This is a genomic window from Sulfitobacter sp. W027, assembly GCF_025143985.1.
Lineage (GTDB): Bacteria > Pseudomonadota > Alphaproteobacteria > Rhodobacterales > Rhodobacteraceae > Sulfitobacter.
On the sequence record NZ_CP083564.1, the window covers coordinates 3187695 to 3203515 of the forward strand.

General features: G+C 63.1%; 15 protein-coding genes. 10 read left to right on the forward strand and 5 right to left on the reverse strand.

What is annotated here, in order from left to right; genetic code table 11:
• Window positions 1-32: 32 nt before the first annotated feature.
• The 3 genes from def (K3759_RS15700) to def (K3759_RS15710) are packed head-to-tail and all read right to left on the reverse strand — an operon-like array spanning window position 33 to window position 1539.
• The gene (gene def, locus K3759_RS15700; protein WP_259983192.1) at window positions 33-530 is read right to left on the reverse strand and encodes a peptide deformylase; all 498 of its coding nucleotides are present in this window, start codon (window positions 528-530) and stop codon (window positions 33-35) included.
• The gene (gene def, locus K3759_RS15705; protein WP_259983194.1) at window positions 527-1024 is read right to left on the reverse strand and encodes a peptide deformylase; all 498 of its coding nucleotides are present in this window, start codon (window positions 1022-1024) and stop codon (window positions 527-529) included. Before def (K3759_RS15705) ends, def (K3759_RS15700) begins: the two co-directional genes overlap by 4 nt.
• The gene (gene def, locus K3759_RS15710; protein ID WP_259983197.1) at window positions 1021-1539 is read right to left on the reverse strand and encodes a peptide deformylase; all 519 of its coding nucleotides are present in this window, start codon (window positions 1537-1539) and stop codon (window positions 1021-1023) included. The genes def (K3759_RS15705) and def (K3759_RS15710) overlap by 4 nt, the downstream gene beginning before the upstream one ends.
• Before the next feature lie 96 nt (window positions 1540-1635).
• Here def (K3759_RS15710) and K3759_RS15715 point away from each other — a divergent pair, with 96 nt between their 5' ends.
• Entirely contained in the window at window positions 1636-2835 is a 1200-nt protein-coding gene (locus tag K3759_RS15715; protein WP_259983199.1) for a MalY/PatB family protein, read from the forward strand.
• Between the two features lie 42 nt (window positions 2836-2877).
• On the opposite strand, the gene K3759_RS15720 is transcribed toward K3759_RS15715, so the two are convergent.
• A complete protein-coding gene (locus K3759_RS15720; RefSeq protein ID WP_259983201.1) occupies window positions 2878-3234 on the reverse strand; it encodes a hypothetical protein in 357 nt (118 codons plus the stop codon).
• A 172-nt stretch (window positions 3235-3406) separates the two neighbouring features.
• On the opposite strand from K3759_RS15720, the gene K3759_RS15725 reads away from it, so the two are divergent.
• From K3759_RS15725 to mnmH, 7 genes are all read left to right on the forward strand, one after another.
• Window positions 3407-4381 (forward strand): glutathione S-transferase family protein, encoded by a 975-nt coding sequence (locus tag K3759_RS15725; RefSeq protein WP_259983202.1) that lies wholly within the window; start codon window positions 3407-3409, stop codon window positions 4379-4381.
• A 90-nt stretch (window positions 4382-4471) separates the two neighbouring features.
• Complete coding sequence (cobD, locus tag K3759_RS15730) at window positions 4472-5419, forward strand: threonine-phosphate decarboxylase CobD (RefSeq protein WP_259983204.1); 948 nt, start codon at window positions 4472-4474, stop codon at window positions 5417-5419.
• Window positions 5416-6324 carry an adenosylcobinamide-phosphate synthase CbiB gene (gene cbiB, locus K3759_RS15735; protein WP_259983205.1) on the forward strand — a complete coding sequence of 303 codons (909 nt, stop codon included), beginning with the start codon at window positions 5416-5418 and terminating at the stop codon, window positions 6322-6324. The genes cobD and cbiB overlap by 4 nt, the downstream gene beginning before the upstream one ends.
• A gap of 14 nt (window positions 6325-6338) precedes the next feature.
• Entirely contained in the window at window positions 6339-7517 is a 1179-nt protein-coding gene (locus K3759_RS15740; RefSeq protein WP_259983207.1) for a lytic murein transglycosylase, read from the forward strand.
• Window positions 7518-7530: 13 nt separating this feature from the next.
• Window positions 7531-7917, forward strand: coding sequence for a rhodanese-like domain-containing protein (locus tag K3759_RS15745; RefSeq protein ID WP_259983209.1), 387 nt, complete (start codon window positions 7531-7533; stop codon window positions 7915-7917).
• Window positions 7918-7988: 71 nt separating this feature from the next.
• A complete protein-coding gene (locus tag K3759_RS15750; protein WP_259983210.1) occupies window positions 7989-8339 on the forward strand; it encodes a RidA family protein in 351 nt (116 codons plus the stop codon).
• A 52-nt stretch (window positions 8340-8391) separates the two neighbouring features.
• Window positions 8392-9447 (forward strand): tRNA 2-selenouridine(34) synthase MnmH, encoded by a 1056-nt coding sequence (gene mnmH / locus K3759_RS15755; RefSeq protein WP_259983212.1) that lies wholly within the window; start codon window positions 8392-8394, stop codon window positions 9445-9447.
• Here the strand turns inward: mnmH and selD are convergent.
• The gene (gene selD, locus K3759_RS15760; RefSeq protein WP_409202493.1) at window positions 9431-11602 is read right to left on the reverse strand and encodes a selenide, water dikinase SelD; all 2172 of its coding nucleotides are present in this window, start codon (window positions 11600-11602) and stop codon (window positions 9431-9433) included. The two genes, mnmH and selD, sit on opposite strands and share 17 nt — an antisense overlap.
• Window positions 11603-11892: 290 nt before the next feature.
• On the opposite strand from selD, the gene K3759_RS15765 reads away from it, so the two are divergent.
• Window positions 11893-13989: a DEAD/DEAH box helicase gene (locus K3759_RS15765; RefSeq protein ID WP_259983213.1), complete on the forward strand. Its 2097-nt coding sequence runs from the start codon at window positions 11893-11895 to the stop codon at window positions 13987-13989.
• Between the two features lie 230 nt (window positions 13990-14219).
• A complete protein-coding gene (locus K3759_RS15770; protein ID WP_259983215.1) occupies window positions 14220-15617 on the forward strand; it encodes an aspartate aminotransferase family protein in 1398 nt (465 codons plus the stop codon).
• Window positions 15618-15821: the final 204 nt, after the last annotated feature.

Below are 15821 nucleotides of genomic sequence, written 5' to 3' on the forward strand. Positions count from 1 at the left end.
CACTCCTGCCGGACAGCGCCTTGGGGGAGCCGTCAGCCGTTCTGTTTGCGTGCCTTGCGCAACAGCATGTCACGCTTGGTTTTGCTGAGGTTGTCGAAATACATCTTGCCCGCCAGATGGTCGATCTGGTGCTGCACGCTCACCGCCTCAAGCCCGACGAAATCACGCTCAACCTCCGAGCCCGTCTCATCCAAAAAGCGCACCTTCACGCCGCGGGGGCGGCGGATTACGGCGCTGAAACCGGGCAGGTTCGGACTGGCCTCCTCATAAGGATGCAGCACGGCAGAGGCATCGATAATCACCGGGTTCGCCAGCCGGATGCGCTTGTTACGCGCCTCGGAGGCATCTACCACCGCAACCTGTAACATCACCCCGATCTGCGGCGCGGCAAGGCCGACGCCGGGCATGGCGTCCATCGTCTCGATCATGTCATCCCAGAGGATGCGGATTTCATCCGTCACCGCCTCAATCGGGGCGGCAGGGCTGCGCAGGCGTTTGTCGGGCCATGCAACGTAGCGGCGTAGGGTCATTGTGCATTGAACTCCGCAATCTTGGCGGCGCGGGTTTCCGCGTCAAGGTGATCGAATGTCACCACACCGTCGAGGTGGTCCATCTCATGCTGCGCGATCAGCGCGGCGGCGCCGTCGAAACTCTGCACATAGCGGCCACCGTTCAGCCCGATCCAAACCATCTGCACCTGCGACGGGCGCGAGATATCGGTACTGATGCCGGGGATGCTGAGGCAGCCTTCTGTATTGGTCACACGCTCTTCGCCGATCTCTTGAAACATCGGGTTGATGCAGACCAGCGGGTCGGATTCATCCTCTTTCCAGCCCGCATCCATCACGAAAATCCGCAGCATTGCGCCCACCTGCGGCCCGGCAAGGCCTCGTCCCGGTGCGGCATACATCGTCTCAAGCATATCGGCGGCGAGACGCTCGATCTCCGGCGTGATCTCTTCGATCGGCGCGCAGGTCTCGGCCAGACGCGGGTCGGGCCAGCGGAGAACCTCCAGCATACTCATCCGCGTGCCAACTCGCGCTTCAGTTTCACCATCTTGCGGGTGATCATCTGGCGCTTCAGCGGCTTGAGGTAGTCGATGAACAGCTTCCCGTCGAGGTGGTCGATCTCATGCTGCACGCAGGTCGCCCAAAGCCCGTCGAAAGACTCCTGCTGCTCTTTCCCGTCGCGGTCGAGCCAGCGCACCTCGACCTCAGCCGGGCGGGTCACATCGGCGTATTGCTCAGGAATGCTGAGGCAGCCTTCTTCATAAGTATTGAGCGTATCTGAAGAGGCCACAATCTCCGGGTTGAACATCAACAGCGGGCGCGGTGCTTCGCCCTCTTCCTTGACGCAATCAAGCACGATCACCCGGCTCAGCACGCCGATCTGCGGCGCCGCAAGGCCAATGCCCGGCGCGTCATACATGGTGGTCAACATATCATCGCCCAGCACGCGCAGCTCGTCGCTGAGATCGGCGACGGAGGCTGCGGCTTTCTTGAGCCGTGGATCGGGGTGCAAAAGGATCGGGCGTTTCATCCCGCTCATTTAGGCCATGCCCGTGCATCGCGCAACCGGGGGCTTGCAGCGCCTGCGGCAGCCGTTAGCTTGGCTTCAACATCAGGAGTGATCAGCATGAGTTTTGACGAGAGCGAAGTGACCAACGTGAATTTTGACGAGATCATCGAGCGGCGCGGGACGCATTGCGCGAAATGGGATAAGATGGAAGCAGTCTATGGCGTGCCCGCGGACAGCGGCATCGCGATGTGGGTGGCTGACATGGATTTCCGCCCGCCGCAGGTGGTACAAGATGCGCTGCAGGCTCAGATTAACCACGGCGTACACGGGTATTTCGGCGATGACAGCGAATACCTCGCCGCGATCCAGTGGTGGATGGAGAACCGCCACGGCTGGAAGGTCGATGCCGATGCGATTTTTACCACGCATGGACTAGTGAACGGCACCGCGATGTGCGTCGATGCCTTTACCCAGCCCGGCGATGGCGTCGTGCTTTTCACTCCGGTCTATCACGCCTTTGCCCGCGTGATTAATGCCGCCGAACGCCGCGTGGTGGAATGCCCGCTGACCAATGCCTCGGGCCGCTACGAGATGGATTTCGACGCCTATGATGCCCTGATGACCGGGGATGAGAAGATGGTGATCCTCTGCTCGCCGCATAACCCCGGCGGCCGAGTCTGGAGCTGCGAGGAACTGCAAGGCGTGGCCGATTTCGCCAAGCGGCATGATCTGGTGCTGGTCTCGGATGAAATTCACCACGATCTGGTGATGCCGGGGCAAACGCACATCCCCATGGCCCAGATCGACGGGATCGCTGACCGTCTGGTAATGATGACCGCCACGACCAAGACCTTCAATATGGCCGGCAGTCACGTCGGAAATGTGATTATTGCAGATCCCAAGATGCGACAGCAGTTCGCCGCCCGCATGGCCGCAATGGGCAGCTCGCCCAATTCGTTTGGTCTGCTTATGGCCACCGCCGCTTATTCACCGGAAGGCGCGGCATGGGTGGACGAACTGATGGATTATCTTGACGGCAACCGGAGGCGCTTTGACGAAGCAGTAAACGCAATTCCGGGACTGCGCTCTATGCCATTGGAGGCGACCTATCTCGCTTGGGTGGATTTTTCTGGCACTGGCATGGATCGGGCGGAGTTTACCGAGCGGGTGGAAAAATCCGCCCGCATCGCCGCCAACCATGGCGCGACATTCGGCACCGGCGGCGAAAGCTTCATGCGTTTCAACCTCGCCACGCCGCGCGCGCGGGTCGAGGAAGCCTGCGAAAGGCTCGCCAAAGCCTTCAGCGATCTGCAATAATTGAAAGACGGCGCGGCGGGGCTAACCCGCCGTGCTGCTGCTTCAGGCCCGGCTGTCTTCGATCAGACCCAGCGGCGCATCTGCGGCACGTTCGAAATCAAGCGCCGGACGGTCCGCCACGGCAGTCGCGCGCTTGAACTCATACTGCATTTCGCCTGCGTCTTCCTCGCTCGCCACGATCAGACATTGGAACAGGTGCAGGCTGCCATCATATAGGTCGACCAGCCCGCGCAGCTTGGGCGCGTCTTCGGCATCGACGGAAAAACCGGTCTTCCACATGCGCAGCACGCGGTAGACATCACCGCCCACCTCAAGCCGCAGGCGAGACCCTTTGCGTAGGCTTTCCATGCGCGCGGCATCAAGACCCGCTTGTATTTCCTTGGTCAGAAATTCTTCCATGATCATCCCCCGCTAATGCCTTCTAAGCTGGGCTAAAACGTAGGAAATTCAAGTTAAGATTTGATGACGTTTCGGCAGCCTGCGCCAGCGCAGGGCGGCTGCGCGCCCATGAAGATGTGCAGTCCGCGCGTGTGGCCCTAGATATACCCTCAAATGCGCAAAGGAGAACAAGATGGGCCTTTTGGTTGACGGAAAATGGCAAGACAAATGGTATGACACCAAATCCTCAGGCGGCAAATTTGAACGCAGCGAAGCGCAGTTTCGCAACTGGGTGACCGCCGATGGCAGCGCCGGTCCCAGCGGGGAGGGCGGGTTCAAGGCAGAATCGGGGCGCTATCACCTCTATGTCAGCTATGCCTGCCCATGGGCACATCGCGCGCTGATCTTCCGCCAGTTGAAGGGGCTAAAGGATCATATCGACGTCTCGGTCGTGCATCCCGACATGTTGGGCGAAGGCTGGACCTTTGACACGGATTTCCCCGGTGCCACCGGCGACACCCTCTTTGGCCTGCCCTATGCCCGCGACATATATACCCGTGCCGATCCCAATTTCTCGGGCCGCGTCACCGTGCCGATCCTCTGGGACAAAGAGCGCGGGACTATCGTCAACAACGAGAGCGCCGAGATCATCCGCATGTTCAACAGCGCCTTCAGCGCGATCACCGGCAACAACGATGACTATTGCCCGGCGCAGCTGCACGACCGCATCGAAGAGGTGAACGCCCGCGTCTATGACACGCTGAACAACGGCGTCTACAAAGCCGGTTTCGCCACCACGCAGGAGGCCTATGACGCCGCCGTGCATCCGCTCTTCGACACGCTGGATTGGATCGAAGACATCCTGTCACAGAACCGCTACCTTGCGGGCGATAAGATGACCGAGGCCGACTGGCGGCTCTTCACCACACTGGTACGCTTCGACAAGGTCTATCATCTGCACTTCAAATGTAACCGCAAGCGGATCGTCGATTACCCGAACCTCTGGGCCTATACGCGCGAACTCTATCAGGTGCCGGGCGTGGCCGAGACGGTGAACTTCGACCATATCGTGCGACACTATCACTACAGCCACGACACGATTAACCCGCATCGGATCATCCCGATCAACCCCGTGCTGGATTTCGAAGCGCCGCACGGGCGCGGCTGATCCCTCCTCCCCCTGCCTGCCTTGCGGAAGGCGCTTGATCGCGCAGCGCTTTTGCGCTTTCACCGCAGCAAGAACGGCAGGGGGACGATGATGCAACAGCCAGACCAGCGCGACCACGGCGGCGGTGTCGATGCGGCAGCGGCGCGTTTTGGCGGGCAGCGGTCGGAGTGGATCGACCTTTCCACCGGGATCAACCCCGCGCCCTACAACGTCCCCGCCCTGCCTGCGGGCGCATGGACCGCCCTCCCCGATGCCGCAGCGCAAACCGCGCTGCTGGCCGCCGCCCGCGCCTTTTGGCAGGTGCCCGAGGGGGCCGCGATCCTCGCCGTGCCGGGCGCATCCTCGGCCATTGCGCGCATCCCGGCGCTCGCCCCGAAGGGCCGCGTGCGCATCCCCAGCCCGACCTACAATGAACATGCCGCCAGTTTCGCCGAGAACGGTTGGCAAGTGGTCGAGGCGGGCGAGACCGACGCCGCCGTCCATGTGCACCCCAACAACCCCGACGGGCGGTTGTGGCCCGCGACGGAAACCACCACCCCGCTCAGCATCATCGACGAGAGCTTTTGCGACATCACGCCCAGCGCCACCCTGATGGCGCAGGCCACGACACCCGGCACGCTGATCCTCAAAAGCTTTGGCAAGTTCTGGGGGCTGGCCGGGCTGCGGCTGGGCTTTGTCATCGGTGATCCGGCCTTGGTGGCACGGCTTGGCCAGATGCTCGGCCCTTGGCCGGTAAGCGGCCCGGCATTGCATATCGGCGCGGCGGCTTTGCGGGATGAAACTTGGGCCGAGGCGACGCGGGCCCGGTTGGCGACTGACGCCACCCGTCTCGACACAATGATGACCGAAGCGGGGGCGCAAACCGTCGGCGGCACCTCGCTCTTCCGCCTCTATGAGGTCGACGACGCGCTAGCTTGGCAAACCCGCCTCGCCGAGCACCACATCTGGACCCGCATCTTCCCCTACAACCCGCGCTGGCTGCGCCTCGGCCTGCCCGCCCCCGACGGCTGGGCGCGGCTGGAGCAGGCGCTGGCATGAGCACCCCGGCGATCCTCGCGCTGGCCATGTTGCTGGACGCGGCTATGGGGGAGCCGGAATGGCTCTGGCGGCGCTTGCCGCATCCGGCGGTGCTGATGGGGCGGTTGATCGGCTGGGGGGATCAGCGGTTGAACCACGGCCAAGCGCGACGTGCCAAGGGCGTGGTGCTGCTGTTAGCTCTGATGATCGGCGCTGCCGTTCTAGGCTGGCTACTGAGCTTCTTCGGCCCGCTTGCCGAGGTCATCACCGCCGCAATCCTACTTGCGCAACGCTCCCTCGTCGAACACCTCCGCGCCGTGGCTGATGGGCTGCGCCAGTCATTGCCCGCAGGCCGCCGCGCCGTTGCGATGATCGTCAGCCGCGACATTGCAGAGATGACCGAAGATGCCGTGGCCCGCTCTGCCATCGAAAGCGGCGCGGAAAACCTCAGCGACGGCATCATCGCGCCTGCCCTTTGGTTCCTGCTAGCCGGTCTGCCAGGGCTGTTGGTCTATAAAATCGTCAACACCGCCGACAGTATGATCGGCTACCGCACCCCGCGCCATGCCGATTTCGGCTGGGCTGCGGCGCGGATGGATGACCTGCTAAACCTTGCCCCCGCCCGGCTGACAGCGCTGCTTATCGCCCTGCCCGGCGGGGTCTTGCACCACTGGCGCGACATCCGCGCAGATGCGGCGCTGCACCGCTCACCCAATGCCGGTTGGCCAGAAGCCGCCATGGCGCGGGCCACGGGTGTGGCACTTGCAGGCCCGCGCGCCTATGATGGGCAATTGCAGCAGTTCGCTTGGGTTCACGGCGCGGGGGCGCGCGTCATCGGACCTCGGGCTATCGATGCGGCCATCACCCGCCTCTGGCAGGCATGGTTGGTGATGTGGGCAATCGCCCTAGTTCTGGCCTGTCTGTGACTATGAGGATATCCATGCGCCCCATCTTTCTAGCCGCCGCCCTTGCGGCGTTCACCCTTCCCGCCACCGCCTATGCTGAAACAGCCTGTGGCGGTGATTTCTCTGGATTCATCGCCGATGCCAAGGCCGAGGCCGTGGCCAATGGTGCCGACCCTGCCACCGCCGATCGGTTTTTTGCAGGTCTGCGCCAAGACCCCGCCGTGCTGCGCGCCGATCAGGCGCAGGGCGTATTCCAAAAACCCTTCATCGAATTTTCGCGGCATCTGATCTCCAACGACCGGATCAACCGGGGCCGCGCCAATGGTGAGAAATACGACGCGATCTTTGACCGGGTTGAATCCGAATATGGCGTCAGCCGTGGCGTGCTCTTGGCCTTCTGGGCGTTCGAGACGGACTACGGCGCGATCCAAGGGGATTTCAACACCGCCAATGCGCTGGCCACGCTGGCCCATGACTGCCGCCGCCCCGAACTGTTCCGCCCGCAGCTTTTTGCGGCGCTCGAACTCTTTGAGCGCGGTGCCTTCGACCCGGCCAGCACCACCGGCGCCTGGGCGGGCGAGATCGGCATGGTGCAAATGCTACCCCGCGACATCATCGAAAACGGCGTGGATGGCGACGGAGATGGCGAAGTCTCCCTGAAAACCTCAGCCCCCGATGCGTTGCTGTCGGGTGCCAAAATGCTGCAAAGCCTCGGCTGGCGCGCGGGGGAGCCTTGGCTGACCGAAGTCTCTCTCCCCCAAGACTTCGACTGGTCGCAAAGCGGGCTGGAGACCACCAAACCCGTCAGCGAATGGCAAGCGATGGGCGTCTCGCCCCGCAACGGGCCGTTGGCCGAAGGGCTGACCGCCTCGGTCCTGTTGCCACAAGGGCGCGGCGGGCCGGCCTTTATTGCCTACCCGAATTTCCGGGTCTATTTCGAATGGAACCAAAGCTTTACCTACGTCATGACCGCCGCCTATTTCGCCACGCGGCTGGAAGGCGCACAGGTTTTCGACGCAGGCAATCCGCAACCGGGGCTTAGCGGCGACGCGATGAAAACGCTTCAGCGCAAGCTGCAATCCATGGGCTATGATGTGGGTGATGTAGATGGCATCCTCGGCTCCGGCACCCGCGCCGCCGTACGCTCGGAACAGGCCCGTCTCGGCCTCCCCATCGATGGCTGGCCCACACCTGACCTGCTGAACCAACTGTAAGGAGAAGACCCCGATGGCCCTCAAGAAAACCGCCGCCGAAATGGTCGCCGAGGCCCGTGCCCGGATCGAAGAGATCGACAGCGCTGAGGCCATCGCCATGCTCGACGACGAGAATGTGCAATTCGTCGACCTGCGTGATCCCCGCGAACGCGAGCGTACCGGGTTCATCCCCGGTGCGTTCCACTGCCCGCGCGGGATGTTGGAGTTTTGGGTCGACCCCGATAGCCCCTATTTCAAAGAGGTCTTTGCCCAAGACAAGAAGTTCATCTTTCACTGCGCCTCTGGCTGGCGCTCGGCCATCTCGGTCGCGACATTGCAAGACATGGGCTTTGACGCGGCGCATCTGAAGGACGGTTTCGGCGGCTGGGAAAAAGCAGGCGGCCCTATCGAGAAGTCCTGATACGCGGCCTTTGATCTGGCCTCCCTCACGCAAAGCTGCCACAAGTTTTGCAACGTCAAAGGAGAGACAGAATGACCGAGATCAAACGCCACCACACCAACACCCGCATGAGCCAAATCGTCGAACATGGCGATGTGATCTACCTTGCCGGTCAGGTCGGCACGGCGGGTGCCGATGTAGCCCAGCAGACCCAAGTTTGCCTTGATAAGGTCGACGCCCTGCTGGCCGAGGTCGGCAGCGACAAGACCCGCATTCTGCAATCGACCATCTGGCTGGCCGACATGGCAGACTTCGCGGCCATGAACGCCGTCTGGGACGCCTGGGTGCCCGAGGGCAACGCCCCCGCCCGCGCCTGCGGCGAATCCAAGCTCGCCACGCCAGAGTATCTGGTTGAAGTGCTGGTGATCGCGGCCAAGGCCTGAGCCATTGCCCCCGCGCCCTATCACGGGGCGCGGGGCTTTGCCGGAACTCCAGATGACCCCCTGCACCCTCACCGTCCTGTCGGACCTCGCCACGCTCAACGTCGACACAATCATCGACGTGCGCGCCCCTGCGGAGTTTGCCGAGGATCACCTGCCCGGCGCGATCAACCTGCCCGTGCTGTCGGATGCAGAGCGGGCCGAGGTCGGCACCATCTACAAACAAGTCAGCCCCTTTGACGCCCGCAAGATCGGCGGCGCGCTGGTGGCGCAGAACACGGCGCGGCATTTGCAGACGGCACTTGCGGGTAAAGACGGTGGCTGGCAACCGCTGGTTTATTGCTGGCGCGGCGGGCAGCGGTCGGGTGCGTTTTCGACAATTCTCGATCAGGTCGGCTGGCGTGTGCAACTCCTGCGCGGCGGCTATCGCAGCTACCGCCGTCTGGTGGTCGCAGCGCTTTACGACGCGCCCCTGCCACACCGTTTGATGCTGATAGAAGGCGGCACCGGCACTGCCAAGACGCGGCTGCTGCACCATCTGGCTCAGACAGGCGCGCAGGTGCTGGACCTTGAAGGGCTGGCGCAGCATCGCGGTTCCCTGTTTGGCGCGGTGGATGGCGGCCAGCCGCATCAGAAGATGTTTGAGACGCGTTTGGCTCAAGCGCTAGCCCCGCTTGATCCGGCACGGGTAACTTGGGTCGAGGCGGAAAGCAGCAAGATCGGTGACATTACCCTGCCTCCCGCGCTCTGGGCTGCGATGCTCGCCGCACCTCGGGTCGAGATCGCCGCACCCTTGGCCGCGCGGGCGGACTTCCTCTGTTGGGCCTATGATGACCTGACGACGGACCCTGCCTTGCTTGAAGATCGTATCGACAAGCTGCGCCCCTATCACAGCGCAGAGACCATCACCCAATGGCAGACCCAAGCCCACGCGGGCGATTGGGCCACCCTTGCCGAAGGTCTGATTGGTCAACATTACGACCCGCGCTATGCCAAAGCCGCCAGCCGCAACCCCGAGCCGGTAGAGCGGCTGCTGCTGGATGACCTCAACGAAACCACCTTGGCCGAGACCGCCACCGCGCTGAACGCCCGGTTTACGTCAGGCGCATAGAGGGGGCACCGACCTCCAGCCGTCCGACGATATGGCCTGTCAGACCCGCAGCCTCTAGCCGTGCCTGCGCTGCTTCCGCCGCCGCCTCTGGCAAGGCCGCCAGCAGCCCCCCAGCGGTCTGTGGGTCGTGAAAAAGTGGGTTCACCGGGCCTGCGGCCTCTATCGGAGCATCCGCCTGATTGACCGGTAAAAGCGACGATGCCACCCCCCGATCCGACAGCGCCTGCGCACCGGGATAGAGCGGGACCGCTTCGCCCCAAAGCTCGGCTGCCAGCCCGGACGCCCGGCAGATCGCCTGCAGATGCCCGGCAAGGCCAAAGCCTGTCACATCTGTCATCGCATGAGCGTTTGCCAAAATCTCTGCCTCCCGCCCCTGCGGCGTAGCCATCGCGCCAAGTGCGTCGGCCACCACCCGCCCTGGTGCGCAGCCCGCCATATGACCTGCAAGGATAATGCCCGATCCGATGGGCCGGGTAAGCAAAAGCACGTCCCCCGGCTGCGCGCCGCCGACACCGATTGGCATATCCTCTCGCGTGCCTGTGACCATAAACCCGATGGTCAGTTCCGCGCCCATGGTCGTGTGGCCACCCACAATCTGCGCCCCTGCCGCCGCCATCACATCCTGCGCGGCCGCCGCGATCTCACGCAACGTGCGGGCCTGCAATGCGGGTGACATGCGCGGCATGATGATCGAGCTCAGCGCCACCTGCGGTTTGGCTCCCATCGCCCAAACATCGCCCAAGGCGTGGACCGCTGCGATCCGCGTCATCAGTGCCGGGTCTTCGACAAAGCCGCGCAGGTGATCCGTGCTCATCACCTGAAAGCCGCCGCCAGGTTGGCGCAGCACCGCCGCATCATCGCCCGCCCCAGTGACCACATCGCCGGAGATTGGCCCCTGTACCTTTGCCAAAAGGTCTCCCAGCACCGCGCCGCCCACCTTTGCGCCGCATCCACCACAAAGCGGCTTGCCTGCCAGCGCTTCCTCTACGCCCGAGGCCGCCGGACCAGTCAGCGCGGGGCCTATCATCTCAGGCAAGTCGTCAAGCTGATCCATGAACTTGCGATCAATGCGGTCCTTCCACTGCCAAAGCAACGCGCCGCCAAGGGCCAGCCCGTTCCGCTCCGCCACCGCGGCTTTCCCGCCGAGTGAGATCAGCTTGAGATAGTGCCGCTGCGGTTTGAACGCCCGCCGCGCACCACCACTCAGCGCAGCGCGCAGGTTATCATGCAGCACCGGCGCTGCCCGCACGGCAAAAACCCCGGCCTTGGGGCGCGGCGTGGCCTCCATATGCGCGCAGTCGCCCACGGCGAAGAGTGCATCATCATCCACGACACCCAAGTCTGCCCCAACACGGATGAACCCCTGATGAAGCGGCAGATCAGTCTGCGCGAGCCAGCCATGCGGCACCGCCCCTGCGGCCCCCACACAAAGCGCAGCCGGGATCGACGCGGCCCCGTCCAAGATGACCGCCCTATCGGTGATCTGCGCCACTTTGGCATTCAGCGTGAGACCCACCCCCAAGTCCACCATGCGGCGTCGAACCATCGCCTCGGTCCGAGGGGCCATGCCGGAAAGCTGTGGCCCGTGTTCCACCACCCTCACGGCAGGCTGCACACCCGCTTGGCGCAGCGCAAAAGCCATCGCCATGGCAAGCTCACAGCCCGCCACACCGCCACCAATCACCGCCACCTCGGGCGGCTGTTCGCCCGTCTTGACCGCTGCCAGAAACTCACGCCAGCGCGCGGCATAGACATCAAGTGGTTTGGCCCCGATAGCGTGGTCAGCAAACCCCGGCAGATCCATCTTGGCCGTGATGCCTATGTCGATCGAGGCCATGTCATAGGCCACGGCCCCATGCCCTCCGACCGTGATCTCGCGCGCCGCCCGGTCGATGCCAGTCGCCGCCCCAAGGATCAGCCGCGCCCCCGCGTGGCGGCACAGGCGGATCAGGTCAATCTCCAACTCATCCCGCCCGTAGTGCCCGGCTATATGCCCGGGCAGCATGCCGGTATAGGGCGCGGTGGGGCCGGGGTTGATCACCGTCAGCCGCGCACCGGGCAGCGGGTCCATCCCCCATTTGCGCAGCACGAGGGCATGGGCATGGCCACCGCCCACCAGCACCAGATCCCGCGTCAGGGGCAGATCGCTTTGCACCAGATTGCCTCACTCTCTCTTTTTGCCTCGGTCATAGCTAACCGAACCCGCCCGGGCGCGCCATCGGCCTGACCAAGATGTGAGGGGGCCGGACAAGAGATCAGACGGCACTTCCTCGCCCATTTATGCCCTGAAAGCCGTCGAACAGGTAAAAAGGGTGACAATTCGCCACAAAACCCCCATGTACATTCCATCCCTGACCCTCTACCGACGGTCGGATTCCTTTGCCGTGGCTGGTAGCACCCCACGTGCCCGCCCCCCGCACAAACGTTCAAGACAGGACAGCCTTCGTGATCCAGACTATTGCCGATGCCCTTGCCCAACAGGGTTATGAAACACTTACCGCCGTGCAGGAGGCCGTCACAGACCCTGCGCTGGACGATCAAGACCTGCTGGTCTCCGCCCAAACCGGGTCGGGCAAGACGGTGGGCTTTGGCCTCGCCATCGCGCCGACGCTTTTGGGTGACGACACCCATTTCGGCCAAGCGGGCGCGCCGCTGGCGCTGATTATTGCCCCCACCCGCGAATTGGCGATGCAGGTCAGCCGCGAGCTGACGTGGCTCTATGGCAAGGCCGGTGCGATCGTTACCACCTGCGTCGGCGGCATGGACACCCGCACCGAGCGCCGTGCGCTTGACCGAGGCGCGCATATCGTCGTCGCCACGCCGGGCCGTCTGTGTGACCACATCAAACGCAACAACATCAACCTCAACGCGATCCGCGCCGTGGTGCTGGACGAAGCGGATGAGATGCTCGACCTTGGTTTTCGCGAAGACCTTGAGTTCATCCTCTCCGAATCCCCCGAAGAGCGCCGCACGCTGCTGTTCTCGGCCACCGTGCCTGCGGCGATTGCCAAACTGGCGAAATCCTACCAGCGCGACGCGCAGCGCATCACCACTGTGAGCGAAGCCAAACAGCACAGCGATATCGAATACCGCGCGCTGAATGTGCACCCGCGTGACACTGAAAACGCGATCATCAACGTCCTACGCTTCTATGAGGCCAAAAACGCCATCGTGTTCTGCAACACCCGCGCCGCCGTGGCGCGTCTGACCACGCGCTTTACCAACCGGGGTTTCTCGGTCGTGGCGCTCTCGGGCGAGCTGACGCAGTCCGAGCGCACCAACGCGCTGCAAGCCCTACGTGACGGACGTGCGCGGGTCTGTATTGCCACCGATGTTGCCGCACGCGGCATCGACCTGCCGAACCTTGAGTTGGTGATCCACGCCGATCTGCCCAGCAACTCCGACACGCTGCTGCACCGTTCGGGCCGCACAGGCCGCGCCGGGCGCAAGGGTGTTTCCGCGCTGATCGTGCCTGCCAAACTGCGCAGCAAGGCTAACCGTCTGATTGGCGGCGCGAAGCTGAAAGTGGAATGGGCGGCACCGCCGTCTGCCGCTGAGGTTAACGCTGCAGACGAAGCCCGTCTGCTGGCCGATTCTGCATGGTCTGACCCGATCCCGGAAGATGCCGAAGGTTTTGTCGCCAATTTGGTTGAGCAATTCTCGGCAGAGCAACTGGCCACTGCCTTCGTCAACCTCTACCGCGCGCGTCAATCCGCGCCAGAAGAACTGGCCGAACCCGGTGCCCCCGGCGATGACAAGCCGCGCCCGGCCTTTGGCAAATCCGTCTGGTTCTCGATCTCGACCGGCCGCAACGACGGGGCCGAGCCGCGCACGCTGCTGCCGATGCTTTGCCGTCGCGGCGATCTGTCCAAAGACGACATCGGCGCGATCCGTGTGCAAGGCAGCCACAGCTTTGTCGAAGTGCTGGAGACCTCAGTTCCCGGCCTGCTTGCTGCGCTCGGCGGTGACATGAAACTCGAAGAAGGCGCGGTGTTGACGCAGCTCGACAAAGCCCCCGATCTGGCCCGTGGTCCGAAACCTGGCGGCAACCGTGGTCCCAAGCCCGGCGGCGGCTACAAAGGCGACCGCCCCGACCGTGGCCCGCGCCCCCCGCGTGACAACTACGATCCCGACGCCGCGCCCGCCCCGCGCAAGCCACGCGCCAAAGCGGCGGATGGTCCCGGTGCCGCGTCTTTCGACAAGCCCAAGTTCGACAAGCCTAAGTTTGACAAACCCCGTGCCCCCAAGGGCGAACGCCCGCCAAAGTCCCACAAGACCGAGCGCAGCCCGATGAAGCCCGGAGCCGCGCCAAAACCCAAGTCTGGGGGCGAAACCACCGCCAAGCCCAAGGCGAAAGCCGTCTGGAAAAAGGAAAAGCCAGCGGGCGACGCGCCGCGCAAAGCCAAGGGCAAGCCGACCTCCTCGGCCACCACGCCCGGCGGCGAAAAGTCCTATAAGCGGGCGTCAGACCCTTCCAAACGCTTCACTCCGCCGAACAAGATCGGCAAACAGGGTGGCAAGGGCGGCCCGAAATCGAAGTAAGACAAAACGCCGGGGCACCACCCCGGCGTTTTTGCATAAGGCCACGGACTTTTTCAAAAAGTCCGGCCCGATTTCTTTAAAAGAAATCGGCACCCCCGGCTGGCCTTAAGGAACAAACCCAACTGGCACTACTTGCGATGCGGCTTTCGCGGTGATGTGATACGCACATTGCCCGCCTCAGTGCGGGCTTCATTCGTGGGTTCGCCCACCCGCACAGAAAGGTTTGCCCCATGGACGGCAATTTCAACGAGAACGACATCTCCCGCGTTGTCGAAGCCGACCGCGCGCATATCTGGCACCATCTGAGCCAGCACAAACCCTATGAGACCACCGATCCGCGCATCATTGTCGAAGGCAAGGGCATGCGGGTTTGGGACCAAAAGGGCAAAGAACACCTTGATGCCGTGTCGGGCGGTGTCTGGACAGTCAACGTGGGCTACGGCCGCGAAAGCATCGCCAATGCCGTGCGCGACCAGCTGATCAAGCTGAACTATTTCGCCGGCTCCGCAGGGTCGATCCCCGGCTCTCATTTCGCTGAAAAGCTGCTGGACAAGATGCCCGGTCTCGACCGCGTCTACTATTGCAACTCCGGCTCCGAGGCGAATGAGAAAGCCTTCAAAATGGTGCGCCAAATCGCGCACAAGCGCTATGGCGGCAAGAAGCACAAGATCCTCTACCGCGACCGCGACTACCACGGCACCACCATCGGCTGCCTCTCGGCGGGCGGTCAGGATGAGCGCAATGCGCAGTACGGCCCCTTCGCGCCGGGTTTCGTGCGCGTGCCGCACTGTCTGGAATACCGCAGCTTTGAGCAGGAAGGCGCCCCGCAAGAGAACTACGGCCCATGGGCCGCTGACCAGATCGAGAAGGTGATTCTTGCAGAAGGGCCGGAAACCGTCGGCGCGCTCTGCTTGGAGCCGGTGACAGCAGGCGGCGGCGTGATCGTCCCCCCTGACGGCTATTGGGAGCGCGTGCAGGAGATTTGCCGGAAGTATGACATCCTGCTGCATATTGATGAGGTCGTCTGCGGCGTCGGGCGCACGGGCACATGGTTCGGCTATCAGCATTACGGCATCCAGCCTGATATGGTGACGATGGCCAAAGGCGTTGCCTCGGGCTATGCCGCCATTGCCTGTCTGGTCACGACCGATGCGGTCTTCGACATGTTCAAAGACGACGCTAGCGATCCATTGAACTACTTCCGCGATATTTCGACCTTTGGGGGTTGCACTGCGGGACCGACGGCGGGCATCGAAAACATGAACATCATTGAGCGTGAGAACCTGTTGGAGAACACCACCAACATGGGCAACTACATGCTGGATCAGTTGCACGCGCTGGCCGACAAACACGCAGTGATCGGCGATGTGCGCGGCAAGGGGCTGTTTCTCGGGGCGGAGCTGGTCACCGACCGCGACAGCCGCGACCCCGTTGAGGAAAAGCGCATTCAGGCTGTTGTGGGTGACTGCATGGCCCAAGGCGTCATCATTGGTGCGACCAACCGCTCGCTGCCGGGCAAGAACAACACGCTGTGCTTCTCGCCCGCCCTGATCGCCTCGCGTGATGATATCAATGAGATCATCACGGCGGTGGATAGTGCACTGGGCCGGGTTTTCGCTTCGGCGTAAAACCGCGAAAACATCGCTCTGCAAGGCAGCATCGGTTGACCCGGTGCTGCCTTCGTCTATCTAAACCTCTGTCTTGCCCGAACATGACATCAGATGGAAAATTGCCGCGCACCCCTGCGTTGAAAATTTTTCTTAATATCCATCGCTTTCGCGGGAACCTCTTCCAACCTCCCCGCGTTGGCAAATGAGTAACTTGGGAGAAAG

Bases quoted from the DNA above. Each gene is read 5' to 3' on its own strand.
- def (WP_259983192.1), bottom strand. From the start codon at position 530: ATGACCCTACGCCGCTACGTTGCATGGCCCGACAAACGCCTGCGCAGC.
- def (WP_259983194.1), bottom strand. From the start codon at position 1,024: ATGAGTATGCTGGAGGTTCTCCGCTGGCCCGACCCGCGTCTGGCCGAG.
- def (WP_259983197.1), bottom strand. From the start codon at position 1,539: ATGAAACGCCCGATCCTTTTGCACCCCGATCCACGGCTCAAGAAAGCC.
- K3759_RS15715 (WP_259983199.1), top strand. From the start codon at position 1,636: ATGAGTTTTGACGAGAGCGAAGTGACCAACGTGAATTTTGACGAGATC.
- K3759_RS15720 (WP_259983201.1), bottom strand. From the start codon at position 3,234: ATGGAAGAATTTCTGACCAAGGAAATACAAGCGGGTCTTGATGCCGCG.
- K3759_RS15725 (WP_259983202.1), top strand. From the start codon at position 3,407: ATGGGCCTTTTGGTTGACGGAAAATGGCAAGACAAATGGTATGACACC.
- cobD (WP_259983204.1), top strand. From the start codon at position 4,472: ATGCAACAGCCAGACCAGCGCGACCACGGCGGCGGTGTCGATGCGGCA.
- cbiB (WP_259983205.1), top strand. From the start codon at position 5,416: ATGAGCACCCCGGCGATCCTCGCGCTGGCCATGTTGCTGGACGCGGCT.
- K3759_RS15740 (WP_259983207.1), top strand. From the start codon at position 6,339: ATGCGCCCCATCTTTCTAGCCGCCGCCCTTGCGGCGTTCACCCTTCCC.
- K3759_RS15745 (WP_259983209.1), top strand. From the start codon at position 7,531: ATGGCCCTCAAGAAAACCGCCGCCGAAATGGTCGCCGAGGCCCGTGCC.
- K3759_RS15750 (WP_259983210.1), top strand. From the start codon at position 7,989: ATGACCGAGATCAAACGCCACCACACCAACACCCGCATGAGCCAAATC.
- mnmH (WP_259983212.1), top strand. From the start codon at position 8,392: ATGACCCCCTGCACCCTCACCGTCCTGTCGGACCTCGCCACGCTCAAC.
- K3759_RS15770 (WP_259983215.1), top strand. From the start codon at position 14,220: ATGGACGGCAATTTCAACGAGAACGACATCTCCCGCGTTGTCGAAGCC.